This window comes from Actinospineispora spinosispora DSM 44797 (genome assembly GCF_000429025.1).
Lineage (GTDB): Bacteria > Actinomycetota > Actinomycetes > Mycobacteriales > Pseudonocardiaceae > Pseudonocardia > Pseudonocardia spinosispora.
On sequence record NZ_AUBB01000017.1, the window covers coordinates 316654 to 331234 of the forward strand.

Here is a 14581-nt window from a genome sequence, read left to right on the forward strand (position 1 = left end):
AAGAAAGTGGGCTACCCGATGGCGCAAAAGGTCTTCGTCGAGATGGTGGATGATCTTGATGGCTCCACCGGCGAAGATGTCGCTACGATAGCTTTCTCGCTCGACGGTGCCAGTTACGAAATTGATCTGAACAGCAAGAACGCCGAAAACCTCCGGTCGAGCCTCGACGAGTTCATCGGCGCCGCACGGCGCCAGCGAGGTACTCGTGGTGGCGCCCGCACGCGGCCGACCGCGGTGTCCGATTCGGCGAGTAGGGAACGTTCGCAGGAAATCCGGGAATGGGCGCGTAAGGCCGGCCACGAGGTTTCCGAGCGGGGTCGTATCCCGTCCGCCGTCGCGGAGGCATATGAGGCGGCGCATCGCCCGTCGACAGCCTCGAACTCGGAGCCCTCAGCGGCTGCGAAGGAGGATTCGGCCGCCGCGAATTCGGCGCCCGCCACGCGCGCTCCGGAGCCGAAGCTGCCGTCGTTCTCTGGCTGACGGCGGCGGAGGGCCGCATCGTCGGAGGCCCCCGGGTTCGTCGGCGTATCGGGAACAGCGAAGATATGCCGACGAACCGCGCTGTGCGCACCACGTTGTGAAGGGGGCCCTCTGATCGTGCTCCCTGGCTTGGTGTTCGCCCTGATCGGAATGCTGCTCAACAGCGTGGCCGGTCTGTTGCAGTCGGCCGCGTCGCAGAAGTCCACCAAACGCCAGCCGTTGATCGTGCAGCCCGGTTATCTCGCCGGGCTGGTGATGGACGGCCTGGGCTGGGCCGCCACCGTCGTGGCGTTGAGGCACCTGCCGGTGTTCGCGGTTCAGGCCATTCTCGGCGGCTCGATCGCGGTCACCGTGCTGGCCACGAAGGTCCTGTACGGCGCGACGCTGCGCACGCTCGACCGTGTCGCGATCGGATGCTGTCTCGCCGGGCTGGTACTGGTCGCGGCGAGCGCGGGCAGCGAACGACCGACCGCCGCGACGACCACCGCGCTGTGGGTCCTGTTCGTCGCGTCGCTGCTCATGGCTGTGGCGGTGCTCGGACTCTGGAACGGTGGACGTGCCTGGCCGTTGGCTCTGATCGCGGGACTGGGCTTCGGCGGCACGTCGCTGGCCGTCCACGCGGTGCGGGTGCCGGACGTCGGATCGAACGGCGGCTTGATCGCCCTGCTCACCCAGCCCGCCGTGTACCTCGTGGTGTTCTTCTGGCTGGTCGGTCTGTCCAGTTTCACCCGGGCACTGCAGGTGGGCACCCTGGCGAGGGTGACGGCGGTGTTCCAGGTGACCGAGGTCGTGGTGCCGGGAATCGTGGGCATCGTGCTGCTCGGCGACCCGGTGCGATCCGGCTGGTGGGTGCCGATGGCGCTGGGCCTGATCCTGGCCGTAATCGGCGTGATGGTGCTCGCCCGGCTGCCGGTCAACCAGCCGAAGGAACCGTCCCGGGTGTGTTGAGCCTGCTCAGCGAGCGGCCGGGGCAGGCGATGGCTTCTTCCACAGCACGGACAGCCGAGCCGACTGCGATCCGATCAGGTCGAGCAGCAGGTCGGCGTCGAAGCCAGGCAGCTCGCGCAACCGGGTGATCAGTCCGCAGGCGGCGGGTTCGCTGAACCCGACCTCGTGCCAGCGGCCGTCCGACGTGCAGAGCAGGAATGACGCGTGTTCCTGCCAGCAGCCGTCCTGGCTCGTCCACGCCGCCACCTCGACCAGGTCCTGGCACACGCGCTCCAGGTGAGCGTTCGGTGAGGTGTCGGCCTTGGGCAGCAACCGGCGCAGCGAGTCGCACAGCGGTGACCGCGGCTTCGGGACGACACTCAACATCTCGATGGGCAGCGCCGTCCGCCGGCTTTCGCGCCGCGATGTGGCCATGGCGACCTCCCGTTCGATGTCGTGTCGCCACCTTAGGGCCTCAGAACCTCCTATGGCGGATTGACGAGGCGAGGCATAGCAAACACATAGGAAGCACACAGTGGGTCAGGCACCCGAACGGCCGCGTCCATACAGGTCTGCCATCTCGTTCGCGGTACGGGTAAGCCGCTCCCGAAGCGCGGGCGGGCCGAGAACCTCCAAATCGGCGCCGAGGCGCAGCAGCTCGGGGATCGTCTGTTCGGTCGATTCGATCGGGATGGTGACCTGAACCCACCCGTGCTCGTCCGGCGCTCCGGCAGCCTGGCGGGCGGCCTGGGCGAGAGCGGGTTCCCACAGGTAGGGGAGCCGTTCGAGGGCGTGCGGGGAGAGCCGCACGGTCGCCTCACCCTGATGTCGACGTGCGTCGAACTGAGCCAGGTAGCCCTGCCAGTGACCGACGAGGTCGAAATCGTCCGGCCGGTCGAACGTCTCGTCGAGCACTTCCACCCGCACGATGCGGGACACCCGGTAGGTGCGCAGCTGCTCGGAGTGCCGGGCGACGAGATACCAGCGCCCCGCTTTCAGGACCAACCCGAACGGCTGCACCGTCCGATCGACCTCCCGCGGCTCGGCCCACCGGACGTAACGCATCCGCAGGGTGCGCTGGTTCCACACGGCGTCCGCGACGAAGGTCAGGTGCGGCGTGTGGTCGCGGTCGCCGTACCAGGACGGCGCGTCGAGGTGGAACCGCTGCGCGATACGCCCCGCCCGGTCCCGCAGTTCCTCCGGCAGCGCCGCCATGAGCTTGAGCTGCGCGGCGGTCACCACCGCGCTGAGACCGAGATCGGTGGCGGCGGCAGGCAGCCCGGTCAGGAACAGCGACTCGGCCTCACCGGAGGTCAGCCCGGTGAGCCGGGTGCGATACCCGCCGAGCAGCTGGTAGCCGCCGTCATGCCCCGCCTCGCCGTACAGCGGGACACCTGCGGCCCCGAGCGCCTCCATGTCGCGGTACACGGTGCGGACCGAGACCTCCAGGACGTCCGCGAGCTCGTGAGCCGTCATGCGTCCCCTGGTCTGCAGGAGCATGAGGGCGGACACCAACCGGCTCGCTCGCATGTCCACCAGCATCCCGCGGGGCACCGACAGTTCCGCATGCTCAGAAGGGCGGTGGATCATCACCTGGTGTGGAGGGTGGTGGGGTGATGATCGGGTCGCCTCGGGTGTGGTGGGTCTGGCCGAATGGGCTGGTCCAGCGGAATTGGCCTGGTGTGGGTTGTTGGAGGCGCCATCGGCCTCGGGTTTTGAGGTCGTGGTCGTGGGTGCAGAGTTGGCCGCCGTTGGTGTCGGTGGTGGGGCCGCCGTGGTGGAAGTCGATGGTGTGGTCGAACTCCGATTCCCGGGCTGGGCGTCGGCAGCCTGGGCCGAGGCAGTAGCGGTCGCGGATTTGGCTGTAGAGCCGGAGTGCTGCGGTGGGGAAGCGTCGGTTCGGGCGGGCGTTGATCGCATTCCGGTTGTCTGGCCAGGCGGCGCACTGGTTTGCGATGTCGGCGATGACTCGTTCCCAGCCTGGTGGCGGGTTCTGCACCAGCTGTGCCAGCAGGCTGGCGGTGAGTTGTAGTTCGACCGCGCCGCCGGCACGCCCTCGGGCGGCGTGGGTCGGGCGGGAGCGCAGCACACCGGGTACGAGGAGGTGGCCGTGTTCGTCGCAGACGGCGAAAGTCCACGACCCGCCCCGCTGCTGCAGAACGGTCCGGCGGGTGTTGCCGGCCAGGATCGGCCCCCAGCCCGGTAGATCGCCCGGACGTTCGCTGAGGTCGAGCAGGGTGGCGAGTTCAGCGCGGACCTCGACACCTTGCGGCCTGCCCGCTGGGGCTTCATCACGGAAGTGGGCGACGATTCCAGCGCGGTCCAGGCCGTGCAGGGTGCCATCCAGCAGCCCGCAGAACACATCCGCGCGAATCTGATCCACCCGCGCCGGGTACCCGGCCCGTTTGATCGCCCGGGCCAGAGCATTGACTCGGGTGCACGCGGCGGCCATGTCCTCCGGGGCGATGCCCGAGGCGGAGAGGGTGGCGGTGCCGTCCTCGTTCAGATAGCCGACCACGCTGCGGCGCTCGAACGCCTTCTCGTACAGGTCCTGGGCGCGGTCGGGGTCGGAGCCGATGACCAGCTTGCGTAGATAAGCGGCCAGCTTCCCAGTCGTCCACGGCGGGGTCTTGGGCAACACCGTCGCGCAGATTCCGGTGCGCCGATCCTCGGGGAGGTCGGCGAGGTAGGTGGCGAAGATGCGGGCTTTGGGCAGATCGATCAGGCCAGAGTCCAGGGCGTCGAACACCAGCGGCAGGCGGGAGAGCAGCAGCCATGAGAAGTCCAGCTCCGCATCCGACTTACGCCGGGTCCAGGACAACGCCACCCGCAGCTCATCCGCGACGTACCGACCCGGCTCGGCCACAAAGGCGATCTCACGCGGATCGGCTTCGGGGTCACGCCCACCCAACGCCGCGATGTCCGCGGCGAGCTGGGCAGCCACATGGGCCTGCAGGCGATACCGAGCTTTCAGCACCTCCACGAGGTCACCGTTGGACACCGAGGCCCGGTCGATCTGGGCCAGGGCAGCGGCGAGTTCCGGGCCTGGCGCCATCGACGCCAACCCTTCAGGAACCACACCAGCCGCTGCCATAACCCAGACGCTACGGCCGACCCCCGACAAAAACCGGCGCCGGAGACTAGGCCAAAAGGGTGATATATCCAGGCCAGCAAGCCACAACACGAAACAGGCCGTGCACACCGTCTACGGCGTGCACGCACACCACCCCCATCCCCGCGATCCTGGCTAGCACTTGGCGTGGCCGCCCGCTGTCAACCCTGAAACCTCGCCCCCGAACTATGCGCAACCAGGAACCCGGGCGAGGCCGGCGAAGCCGGGGGTTGAGAGCGGGCGGCCACGCCAAGACAATTCGAGCCAGCGGGGATGACGCCCCGGAGGCCAGCGGGGACGCCCCCCAAGAGACACCACATGAACCAGCGGGGACGAGAGCCACCACAAACCAAGATCCCGCGTACTGTCGAGTAGATACGGTCGTCCGGGGCCACTCGATGTGCCTCGTACGTCGCATCCGGGAGTCGGAGGGACAGGGCACTGCCCGGCGTCGACCCACGGCGGCCGTTTGTGCGTGCACCCGGGCCGTTGAACGGCCCGCGAGGAGAGTCATGTCAGACAAGTCCCCACGCCAGGCGTTGAGCAAGAAGTCCGGTAAGTCGCTGAAGGAGAAGCGCGCGATCAAAAAGCAGAAGAAGGGCGACGGATCGGGCGGCTCGACCCCGTTCAACCGCTGAACACAGTTCCGCCCCGCTCTCCGACGACGGGATGAGCGGGGCGGAACGTTCAGCTGAGCAGGTTCACGAGACGTAGGGCGGCAGCAGCTGACCTTCCGGCGTCTGGGTGAGACCGAGCATCGCGAGCAGCTCGATGCAGTCCTCGGTGCCGGTCGAGTGGCCCGCGACGACGAGGGTTGCCTGGCGGCCGCGGAACTCGTCGGCCATCTTGGCCGCTTCCCGGGTCTGGTCGTCGGTGATGCCTGCTCTACCTTCGAACTTCATTCGCGGTCTCCTCAGGCACTGAGCGCAACGGTGACGTCGCTGTATGACGCGGCCGGGGAACTCATCGTTCCAGCGCAGGGGGCCGCGTCGACCCCGCCTGATATCAACAGTCTACCCCAGTCGCGTGAACGGCACCGTTAGTCTCGACGGGTGCCGGATGCCGCCGCAGCACGATGTGTGCTGGTCGTGGACGCGGGAACGAGCGCGGTCAAGGCCGCGTCGTTCACCTTCTCGGGCAGAGTGCTCGCCTCGGACAGTGCGCCGCTGACGATCGACCATCCGGCGCCGGGACGGGCGGAACAGCAGCCCGACGACTGGTGGAGAGCGTTCGTCGCGGCGGTCGCCGGGTGCCGGGTACCGGGCCGCGGACCCGAAGCCCTGGTCGTCACCGGGCAGATGCAGGACCTCGTGGTGGTGGGTGCGGACGGTGCCGCGCTGGCGCCCGCACTGCTCTACTCGGACGGACGGGCGTCCGCTGAGCTGGCGCAGCTGAACGCCCGGTTGGGCGAGTCGTGGCGGCACGCCGCCGGCAACACGCAAGACGCATCGAGCACGGCCGCGCAGCTGCGCTGGACCAGTGGGCATCGGCCTGACGTGTGGCGGCGTGCGCACCGGCTGCTCTTCGGCGCGCCCGGTTACCTCGTGCACCGCGCCGGCGGCGGCGCGTGGTGCGACCTGACCACAGCGTCCACGACCGGGCTGCTCGACAGCCGCACACATGGCTGGTGGCGGCCGGTCCTGGACGAACTGGATCTCTCGGACGAGCTCCTGCCCGCGCTGGTGGACGGTGTGACGGTGACCGGCTCGCTGGCGCGGGGGCCGGCGGCGCAACTCGGCCTGACCGCTGGACTGCCGATCATTCACGTGGCGGGCGACGCCGGGGCCGTCACCGAAGGACTTGTCGGTGACCAGGTCGGGATGCCGACGATCTCTCTCGGCACGAGCGGCTGGGTCGCCGCGCTGTCGGAGTCGAGCGGTGCGCTGGACGAGGCGGTCCACCGGCTGGTGGGTCCCGAGGGGCACGGCCTGATCCTGATCGCCGCGTTGCTCTCGGCGGGTGCGACCGTGGACTGGGCCCGCACGACGTATCTGCCCGGCGAGAGCCACGGGCACGCCGAACGGGCGATCGCCGACCTCGGGCCCACCGGGCTGTTGATGCTGCCCAGCCTCGCGGGTGAGCGATCCCCGGTACGTAACCCCGACGCACTGGGTGCCGTGGTCGGGTTGCGGCCGACGACGACGGCGGCGCACCTGTACCGGGCGTCGATGGAAGGCGTCGCCTACTCACTGCACCATGCGATGACCCTGGTGGGCGCGGATTCCGACCAGCCGGTGCCGCTGTCCGGGGGCGCGGCCAGGTCGGGCACGTTCCGGCGGATCCTCGCCGACGTACTGCAGCGGCCGGTGCTCCCGGTGGACGCCGAAGGAGCCGGTCTGCACGGCGCACTGCGCGCGGCGACGCGCGCGCTCGGGGAACCGGCGCCCGCACCGCTGCGCGACCTGGCCGATCCCTCCACCGCGCTGCACCCGGGGAAGGACCGATACGAGGTCCTCCGCGGCGCGCACCGGGAGCTGTGGGCGGCGCTGGACCCGGCGTTCACCGGAATCGCCCGATGGGCGGGCGGATGAACATACCGGTCGGTGTGCCGGTAAGAGTCGGCGCTCGGGCACGCCGTACGGTGCATCCATGGGAGAGCGCACGGAGATGCCCGGGACGGACACCGCGAACCGCGTCGAGTACCACAGCGACGGTCTGACCCTGGTCGGCGATCTCTGGCGCACCGACGAGCCGCGGGGCACCGTGGTGCTGCTGCACGGCGGCGGCCAGACCCGTCATTCGTGGTCCCGGACCGGCCAGCGACTCGGATCGCACGGGTGGAACGCGCTGAGCCTGGACTGCCGGGGACACGGTGAATCCGGCTGGGCCCCCGACCACGACTACAGCCTCGACGCGCTGGTGGCCGACCTGCGTGCGGTCGTCGCCCAGCTCGGCACCCGACCGGTGCTGGTCGGCGCCTCGATGGGCGGCAACACCTCGCTCGTCGCGCAGGGCGAACACCCAGGGTTGGCGCGGGCGCTCGTACTGGTGGACATCGTGCCGAGGATCGAGCCGAAGGGGGTCGCCCGGATCGCGGCCTTCATGACGGCTCGCCCTGACGGCTTCGAGTCACTGGACGAGGTCGCCGAGGCGGTGCACGCGTACAACCCGCACCGTGCTCGCCCCGCGAGCCCCGAGGGCCTGCGCAAGAACGTCCGGCAGCACAGCGACGGGCGCTGGTACTGGCACTGGGACCCGGCGTTCGTGCTGGGCGGCGACGAGCCCGCGCGTGCCGAACGGTTCGAACGGGTCGCCTCGGCCGCGCGCGCGATCACCGTACCGACCATGCTGGTGCGCGGTCGTCAGTCGGACATCGTGAGCGACGAGGGCGTCGCCGAACTCCTCGAGATGATCCCGCACGCCCGCTCGGTCGACGTCGGCAACGCCGGGCACATGGTGGCCGGGGACGACAACGACCTGTTCACCGGAAGCCTCGCGGACTTCCTGGCGGGCCTGCCCGACGACGCGGTCTGACAACACACAACGGGTCGCGCGGCCGCCCCAGTGCTCGGGGGTCCTTTGCACTGGCGCTGGAGCGACGCCTCGGGGGGTTCGACACCGCTCCAACAGGCCGACCGCGCGACCCACTGATGACATCGGCGCAAAACCCCGATGTGTTGCACCTTGTGGGTTACGGAATGGTCTCGCTTGGTGCCGAGGTAGATCACGGCAATCCGGCAGCGGGACGGCTACCGTGCTGGGTGTGATTATCTTCGGCTTCCGTCGCTACCTGAGCCAGCTGGCGATGCTCACCCTCGTGTGCGGGCACTGCAACAACCCGTGCGCGCACCCGCTGCGCAAGGCCGTCACGAAGTTCACGCTGTTCTTCGTGCCGCTGTTCCCGGTCCGCGTCGTCTACTCCGTGCAGTGCACGTTCTGCGGGACCACCGCGCAGTTCGGCAGGCAACGCGCGGACGAGCTGATGAAACAGGCCCCGTCAGGCGGGGGATCGCTGCCGCTGCCCCGGTAGCGAGTCAGTCACGACCGCTCGCCTCGCGCACACCCCGGACGGCGAGCTGGTCAGCGCGCTCGTTCTCCGGATGCCCCGCGTGGCCCTTGACCCATTCCCAGCGCACCTGATGTGCGCTGGTCGCCGCGTCGAGGCGTTGCCACAGGTCGGCGTTCTTGACCGGCTCCTTGGCCTGGGTACGCCAGCCGTTGTTCTTCCACCTGGGCAGCCACTGCATGATGCCGTTCCGCACGTAGGTGCTGTCCGTGTAGATGCACACCGTCGACGGCCGGGTCAGGCTCTCCAACGCCCGGATCGGCGCGGTCAGCTCCATCCGGTTGTTGGTCGTCGTGCCGGCTTCGCCGCCGTACAACTCCTTCTCGTGCTTCCCGTACCGAAGCACGGCCCCCCAGCCGCCCGGGCCCGGATTACCGCTGCACGCGCCATCGGTGAAGATCTCCACGACCGGTCCGCCCTCTTGCTCCACCACGGCGAAGAACATATCCGGTCTGGCTCTGGCTCTGGCTGGGGCTGCTGTGGCTGGGTTTTGTAGGTCGGGCTGTGGGGTTTTAGCGGTGGGTGGAGGTGCAGGCTGTGTTGCTTGGGCCTGTTTCGCGCGCGGTATTTTTCTGTGACCACCCCGGCTCGCGTAAACGCTCGCTGGGGTACTCCCAGAAAAAAAGGCTCGGGGACTCGCCCGGGCGCGCGCTTGGGGCCACTTCGGGAGCCGCCCTGGCAGCTGGGTGGGTGGTCGCTGACATTCACTACGCCGGCCTTCGCCGGAACTCCTTCGGAGACTTGCGGAGCCGGTTTTACAGACGTATGGGCACGCGCAGCGGGATGGGGAGCCGTGAGTGTTTTGGGTTGCTGGGGCAGCCCAAAACACTCACGGGTCCTTATGGCGAACGCACGTTTCACGGGTGGCCCCGCAGAGGCGCCCGGAGGGGTTCCGCCGAAGGCGGGTAGTGCATGAGGGGCGGCTCCCAGGCCGGGGCACCAAGCGCGCGCGTCGCCGGAGGCGACATTTTTCCGAGTGGGCCCCTCAGCCCGAAGGGTTGAGGGGCCCGGGAGGAAAAAGCCCAGGCAGCGGCCCCGAAGGGGTTGCCGCCTGGATCGTTCCCGGTCGGCCCGGAGGGCCTTCCGGGAACGATGGCGCGCGGAACAGGCCGACTACCAGCCCCGAGAGCGCCACTCCGGCAAAGACTGGCGCTGCGCGCCCAGGGTGGAGTCGTCGCCGTGACCGGGGTAGAACCAGGTGTCGTCCGGCAGGGTCTCGAAGACGCGCTCCTGGACGTCGTCGATCAGCGACGTGAAGTCCTCGGGCGAACCGGTCTTCCCGATACCTCCGGGGAACAGCGAATCCCCGGTGAACAGGTGTGGCCGGTCGGGGCCTCGGTAGACGAGCGCGATCGAGCCGGGGGTGTGGCCTCGGAGGTGGATCACCTCGAGCTCGGCGTCACCGACCCGGATGGTGTCGCCGTGCTCGACCAGGGTGTCGGCGGGGATGGGCAGCTCGGGGGCGTCGAGCGGGTGCGCCACCGTCACCGGCTCGCACATGCCGGCCACAGCGCCCAGTGCCTGCCAGTGGTCCCAGTGCTGGTGTGTCGTGACGATCGTGCGCAGCTGCGGGCGGTCGTCACCGTGGCCGATCACGTCCATCAGGCGGTCCGGCTCGTTCGCCGCGTCGATCAACAGCGCGTCCCGGGTGTTGGTGCACACCAGCAGGTAGGCGTTGTTGTCCATCGGGCCGACCGAGACCTTGGTGATCGTCAGCGCTCCCAGGTCGCGGCGGGTCGCGGCGCCGCCGGGATCGGTGTGACCGGTGTATTCATCCAGGACGTCCACACGGACGAGCGTAGTGGGAATCCGGTGTGCGAGCCCACCGGAAGGACAACGGGTGATACTCGTCGGGTGAGCGACCGGGCGGTTCCGTGGTGGGCACTGGGGTCCTCGGCGGCCGCCCCGGTCCTGCTCATCGGAGGCTGGACCATCGCCCAGAGCCGGCGGGCAGCGAGTGTCGATCCGCTGCGGGACAGCATCAGCGCGCTGGCGGCTCTGGGCGCCACGGACCGCTGGATCATGACCGCCGCGCTGGCCGCCGTGGGCGTGTGCCACATGGTCACCGGGCTCGGGCTGAGCACGTCGGCGTCGCCGGGCCGGGCGGTGCTCGCCGTGGGTGGACTGGCGACGGTCCTGGTGGCGGCGCTTCCGTTGCCCTCTGGCGCACACGGGGTCGCCGCCGCCGTGGCGTTCGGGGCCCTGGCGGTGTGGCCGGCGCTGTCCTCGGGTGGTGCCCGCCCGTCGGACGTGATGCCGCTGGTCGTGACCGCCGTGCTGGTGCTCCTGCTCGGCTGGTTCGTCGTCGAGCTCGCGGTCGACGGCCGTATAGGACTGGCCGAGCGGTGCGCGGCGGGAGCGCAGGCGCTGTGGCCGTTCGTGGCCGTCCTGCGCGCGACTCGGCGCGGCCAGCGGGCTATTCGGCGACGGGCGTCTCGTGCACGTGCCGCCAGCGAAGGCCGTGCGGCGCCTCCTCGGCGATCTGGAGGAGCGCCGTGACCCGGCGTGCGGCCGTGTGCCCGTGGTCCACGTGGGTCTCGAGGAACTCGACGAGCAGCGCCTCGCCCAGGTCCGCGACCTCCCGTACGCCCCCGATCAGGATGCGCAGGCCCGGCCGGGCGTTCGAGGCGCCGGCGAGCGCGTCCAGCAACGCCTGTCGCCCCACGGAGCGGCCCTCGGCGGTCACCATGGAGAAATCGCTGGTGTGAGCCGCGTCCAGGGCTTCGAGGACGTCGGGCTGCGCGGACGTGCCGAGCCAGTTCGCCAGCAACCGGTGCTGCCGCTCGACCTCCGCGACCACGTCGGGTCTCATGGCGGGTCAGGCTACCGCCGAGCGGGCCGGAATATCTGAGGCGCCGGGTGGGTAGGGGTCCATGAGAGACCCCGGCGCGTTCGAGCGTATGTTCGAGTCCTTCGAGCGCTCGGTCTATCCTGTGAGTGCGCCACCGACCGCGAACGTTTTCTGTCGGTGGGCCCACTTAGCATGGATCCGGGGTCCGAACCGCGTGTTCTTCCTGTCTAGCGTGTCCACTGGGGAGTTGAAGTCTTGGCCGAGCGACTGGTAGTGCGTGGCGCCCGCGAGCACAACCTGCGCGGCGTCGATCTGGATCTGCCCAGGGACAGTCTGATCGTCTTCACCGGGTTGTCCGGCTCCGGCAAGTCGAGCCTCGCGTTCGACACGATCTTCGCCGAGGGACAGCGACGGTACGTCGAGTCGCTGTCCGCGTACGCGCGTCAGTTCCTCGGTCAGATGGACAAGCCCGACGTCGACTTCATCGAGGGGCTGTCGCCCGCGGTGTCGATCGACCAGAAGTCGACGAACCGCAACCCTCGGTCGACCGTCGGCACGATCACCGAGGTCTATGACTACCTGCGGCTGCTCTACGCCCGCGCGGGCGTTCCGCACTGCCCGGCGTGTGGTCACGTGATCGAGCGGCAGACCCCGCAGCAGATCGTCGACCAGGTACTGGCGATGACCGAGGGCAGCAGGTTCCAGGTTCTCGCGCCCGTCGTGCGCACCCGTAAGGGCGAGTTCGTCGACCTGTTCGCGCAGCTGCAGACGCAGGGCTACTCGAGGGTCCTGGTGGACGGCACCGTGCACCAGCTGACCGATCCGCCCAAGCTGAAGAAGCAGGAGAAGCACGACATCGCGGTCGTGGTCGACCGGCTGGCGGTCAAGGAGAGCGCGAAGCAGCGCCTGACCGACTCGGTGGAGACGGCACTGCGCCTCGCCGACGGTCTGGTCGTGCTCGACTTCGTCGACCTCCCGGAGAACGACCCCGCCCGTGAGCGCCGGTTCTCCGAGCGGATGGCCTGCCCGAACGGCCACCCGGTCGCGCTCGACGATCTCGAACCGCGCACCTTCTCGTTCAACTCGCCCTACGGTGCGTGCCCGTCGTGCAGCGGTCTCGGCATCAAGAAGGAGGTCGACCCCGAGCTCGTCGTCCCGGACGACGAGCTGAGCCTCGAGGACGGCGCGATCGCTCCGTGGGCGGGTGGCCAGTCCGCCGAGTACTTCGGCCGGCTGCTGCGCGCACTGTCGGAGTCGGTCGGGTTCCGGATGGACACGGCGTGGCGCAAGCTCCCGGCGACGGCGCAGAAGGCGGTCCTGCACGGCAGCAACGACCAGGTCCACGTCCGCTACCACAACCGGTACGGCAGGGAGCGCTCCTACTACGCCGCGTTCGAGGGGGTCGTGCCGTTCCTCGAACGGCGCATGGAGCAGACCGAGTCGGAGTCGATGCGGGAGCGCTACGAGGGCTACATGCGCGAGGTGCCATGCCCCGCGTGCAAGGGTGCCCGGCTGCGTCCCGAGGTACTTGCGGTGACCTTGCGTCACCACGAGGAGGGCGACCGCTCGATCGCCGAGGTCTGCTCGATGTCGGTGGCCGACTGCTCGCGCTTCCTGCAGGGCATGGAGCTGGACGCACGTCAGGCGATGATCGCCGGGCGGGTGCTCAAGGAAGTGCAGGCGCGGCTCGGCTTCCTGCTCGATGTGGGGCTCGACTACCTGTCGCTCGACCGCGCGGCCGGCACCCTGTCCGGCGGTGAGGCGCAGCGCATCCGGCTGGCGACGCAGATCGGGTCCGGTCTGGTCGGCGTGCTCTACGTGCTGGACGAGCCGTCGATCGGGCTGCACCAGCGGGACAACCGCCGGCTGATCGAGACCTTGACCAGGCTGCGCAACCTGGGCAACACATTGATCGTCGTCGAGCACGACGAGGACACGATCCGTGCCGCCGACTGGACCGTGGACATCGGTCCGGGCGCGGGGGAGCACGGCGGCTACATCGTGCACAGCGGTTCGGTGTCCGAGCTGGAGGCGCATGACACGTCGCTCACCGGCGCGTATCTGTCGGGCCGGCGCACGATCCCGTGCCCGGAGACGAGGCGGCCGAGGGATCCGGCTCGCAAGCTGACGATCGTCGGGGCCCGGGAGCACAACCTGCGCGGCATCGACGTGGAGATTCCGCTCGGCTGCCTGGTGGCGGTCACCGGGGTGTCCGGCTCGGGCAAATCGACGCTGGTCAACGACATCCTGGCGACGGTGCTGGCGAACAAGCTGAACGGCGCGCGTCAGGTGCCGGGCAGGCACACCCGCATCACCGGGCTGGACGGTCTGGACAAGCTCGTGCAGGTCGACCAGTCGCCGATCGGTCGCACCCCGAGGTCGAACCCGGCGACGTACACCGGTGTCTGGGACCACGTGCGGAAGCTGTTCGCCTCCACCACCGAGGCGAAGGTGCGGGGCTACCAGCAGGGCCGGTTCTCGTTCAACGTCAAGGGCGGCCGGTGCGAGGCCTGCTCCGGCGACGGCACGATCAAGATCGAGATGAACTTCCTGCCGGACGTGTACGTCCCGTGCGAGGTGTGCAAGGGCGCCCGGTACAACCGCGAGACCCTGGAAGTGCACTACAAGGGCAAGACGGTCGCCGACGTGCTGAACATGCCGATCGAGGAGGCCGCCGAGTTCTTCGCGCCGATCAACTCGATCGCGCGCTACCTGCGCACCCTGGTCGAGGTCGGCCTCGGCTACGTGCGGCTCGGGCAGCCGGCACCGACGCTGTCCGGCGGTGAGGCGCAGCGCGTCAAGCTCGCCAGTGAGCTGCAGAAGCGCTCGAACGGCCGCACCGTCTACATCCTCGACGAGCCGACCACGGGCCTGCATTTCGAGGACATCCGCAAGCTGCTCCTGGTGATCAACGGCCTGGTGGAGAAGGGCAACACGGTCGTCGTCATCGAGCACAACCTCGACGTGATCAAGACGGCGGACTGGGTCATCGACATGGGACCCGAGGGCGGCTCCGGCGGCGGCACCGTCGTGACGGCCGGGACGCCCGAGCAGGTGGCGGCGTGCGCCGAGAGCTACACCGGCAAGTTCCTGTCGTCCCTGGTCACGCCCAACGCCGCTCCCGCACCCCGGGCGAAGGCGGCCGCGAAGAAGCGGAACAAGGCCACCGCCACAGCGCGCTGACAGTGCTCGCCCCATGATCACCACCGTGTGAGGGCTGTTTTTCCGCGTAAGAACAGCCCTCACGCGGTGGTGATCATGAGCG

The 14581-nt window shown here is 69.3% G+C and carries 15 protein-coding genes; 8 read left to right on the forward strand and 7 right to left on the reverse strand.

Annotated features, from left to right (window positions below):
• The first annotated feature begins 6 nt into the window (after window positions 1-6).
• Both G406_RS45205 and G406_RS0107575 read left to right on the forward strand, forming a co-directional pair.
• The gene (locus G406_RS45205; RefSeq protein ID WP_342666195.1) at window positions 7-480 is read left to right on the forward strand and encodes a histone-like nucleoid-structuring protein Lsr2; all 474 of its coding nucleotides are present in this window, start codon (window positions 7-9) and stop codon (window positions 478-480) included.
• Between the two features lie 117 nt (window positions 481-597).
• Window positions 598-1428, forward strand: a complete 831-nt coding sequence (locus tag G406_RS0107575) for a hypothetical protein (RefSeq protein ID WP_156934714.1) — start codon at window positions 598-600, stop codon at window positions 1426-1428.
• A gap of 6 nt (window positions 1429-1434) precedes the next feature.
• On the opposite strand, the gene G406_RS0107580 is transcribed toward G406_RS0107575, so the two are convergent.
• From G406_RS0107580 to G406_RS0107590, 3 genes are all read right to left on the reverse strand, one after another.
• Entirely contained in the window at window positions 1435-1842 is a 408-nt protein-coding gene (locus G406_RS0107580; protein ID WP_028933383.1) for a hypothetical protein, read from the reverse strand.
• A gap of 105 nt (window positions 1843-1947) precedes the next feature.
• A complete protein-coding gene (locus G406_RS0107585; RefSeq protein ID WP_028933384.1) occupies window positions 1948-2937 on the reverse strand; it encodes a helix-turn-helix transcriptional regulator in 990 nt (329 codons plus the stop codon).
• 40 nt (window positions 2938-2977) lie between these two features.
• The gene (locus G406_RS0107590) at window positions 2978-4501 is read right to left on the reverse strand and encodes an HNH endonuclease signature motif containing protein (protein ID WP_156934715.1); all 1524 of its coding nucleotides are present in this window, start codon (window positions 4499-4501) and stop codon (window positions 2978-2980) included.
• A 530-nt stretch (window positions 4502-5031) separates the two neighbouring features.
• Between G406_RS0107590 and G406_RS59300 the strand changes: the two genes are divergently transcribed.
• Window positions 5032-5157, forward strand: a complete 126-nt coding sequence (locus tag G406_RS59300; RefSeq protein WP_281172405.1) for a hypothetical protein — start codon at window positions 5032-5034, stop codon at window positions 5155-5157.
• 63 nt (window positions 5158-5220) lie between these two features.
• Here the strand turns inward: G406_RS59300 and G406_RS0107600 are convergent, their stop codons facing one another.
• Complete coding sequence (locus tag G406_RS0107600) at window positions 5221-5421, reverse strand: hypothetical protein (protein ID WP_028933386.1); 201 nt, start codon at window positions 5419-5421, stop codon at window positions 5221-5223.
• A gap of 150 nt (window positions 5422-5571) precedes the next feature.
• Here G406_RS0107600 and G406_RS45210 point away from each other — a divergent pair, with 150 nt between their 5' ends.
• The 3 genes from G406_RS45210 to G406_RS0107615 all read left to right on the forward strand — a co-directional run bounded on the left by G406_RS45210 (window position 5572) and on the right by G406_RS0107615 (window position 8489).
• Window positions 5572-7050, forward strand: coding sequence for a xylulokinase (locus tag G406_RS45210; protein WP_084215836.1), 1479 nt, complete (start codon window positions 5572-5574; stop codon window positions 7048-7050).
• A 58-nt stretch (window positions 7051-7108) separates the two neighbouring features.
• Window positions 7109-7993 carry an alpha/beta fold hydrolase gene (locus tag G406_RS0107610; RefSeq protein ID WP_245607040.1) on the forward strand — a complete coding sequence of 295 codons (885 nt, stop codon included), beginning with the start codon at window positions 7109-7111 and terminating at the stop codon, window positions 7991-7993.
• Window positions 7994-8213: 220 nt separating this feature from the next.
• Complete coding sequence (locus G406_RS0107615) at window positions 8214-8489, forward strand: zinc ribbon domain-containing protein (protein ID WP_245607041.1); 276 nt, start codon at window positions 8214-8216, stop codon at window positions 8487-8489.
• 4 nt (window positions 8490-8493) lie between these two features.
• Here the strand turns inward: G406_RS0107615 and rnhA are convergent, their stop codons facing one another.
• Window positions 8494-8958 (reverse strand): ribonuclease HI, encoded by a 465-nt coding sequence (gene rnhA / locus G406_RS0107620; protein WP_028933389.1) that lies wholly within the window; start codon window positions 8956-8958, stop codon window positions 8494-8496.
• Between the two features lie 680 nt (window positions 8959-9638).
• Window positions 9639-10313 (reverse strand): MBL fold metallo-hydrolase, encoded by a 675-nt coding sequence (locus G406_RS0107625; protein ID WP_028933390.1) that lies wholly within the window; start codon window positions 10311-10313, stop codon window positions 9639-9641.
• Window positions 10314-10379: 66 nt separating this feature from the next.
• Here G406_RS0107625 and G406_RS45215 point away from each other — a divergent pair, with 66 nt between their 5' ends.
• The gene (locus G406_RS45215) at window positions 10380-11024 is read left to right on the forward strand and encodes a DUF998 domain-containing protein (protein WP_051341767.1); all 645 of its coding nucleotides are present in this window, start codon (window positions 10380-10382) and stop codon (window positions 11022-11024) included.
• Here G406_RS45215 and G406_RS0107635 read toward each other — a convergent pair.
• The gene (locus G406_RS0107635) at window positions 10942-11337 is read right to left on the reverse strand and encodes a hypothetical protein (RefSeq protein ID WP_028933391.1); all 396 of its coding nucleotides are present in this window, start codon (window positions 11335-11337) and stop codon (window positions 10942-10944) included. The genes G406_RS45215 and G406_RS0107635 overlap by 83 nt on opposite strands.
• A gap of 234 nt (window positions 11338-11571) precedes the next feature.
• Between G406_RS0107635 and uvrA the strand changes: the two genes are divergently transcribed.
• Complete coding sequence (gene uvrA / locus G406_RS45220) at window positions 11572-14499, forward strand: excinuclease ABC subunit UvrA (protein WP_051341768.1); 2928 nt, start codon at window positions 11572-11574, stop codon at window positions 14497-14499.
• Window positions 14500-14581 lie beyond the last annotated feature (82 nt).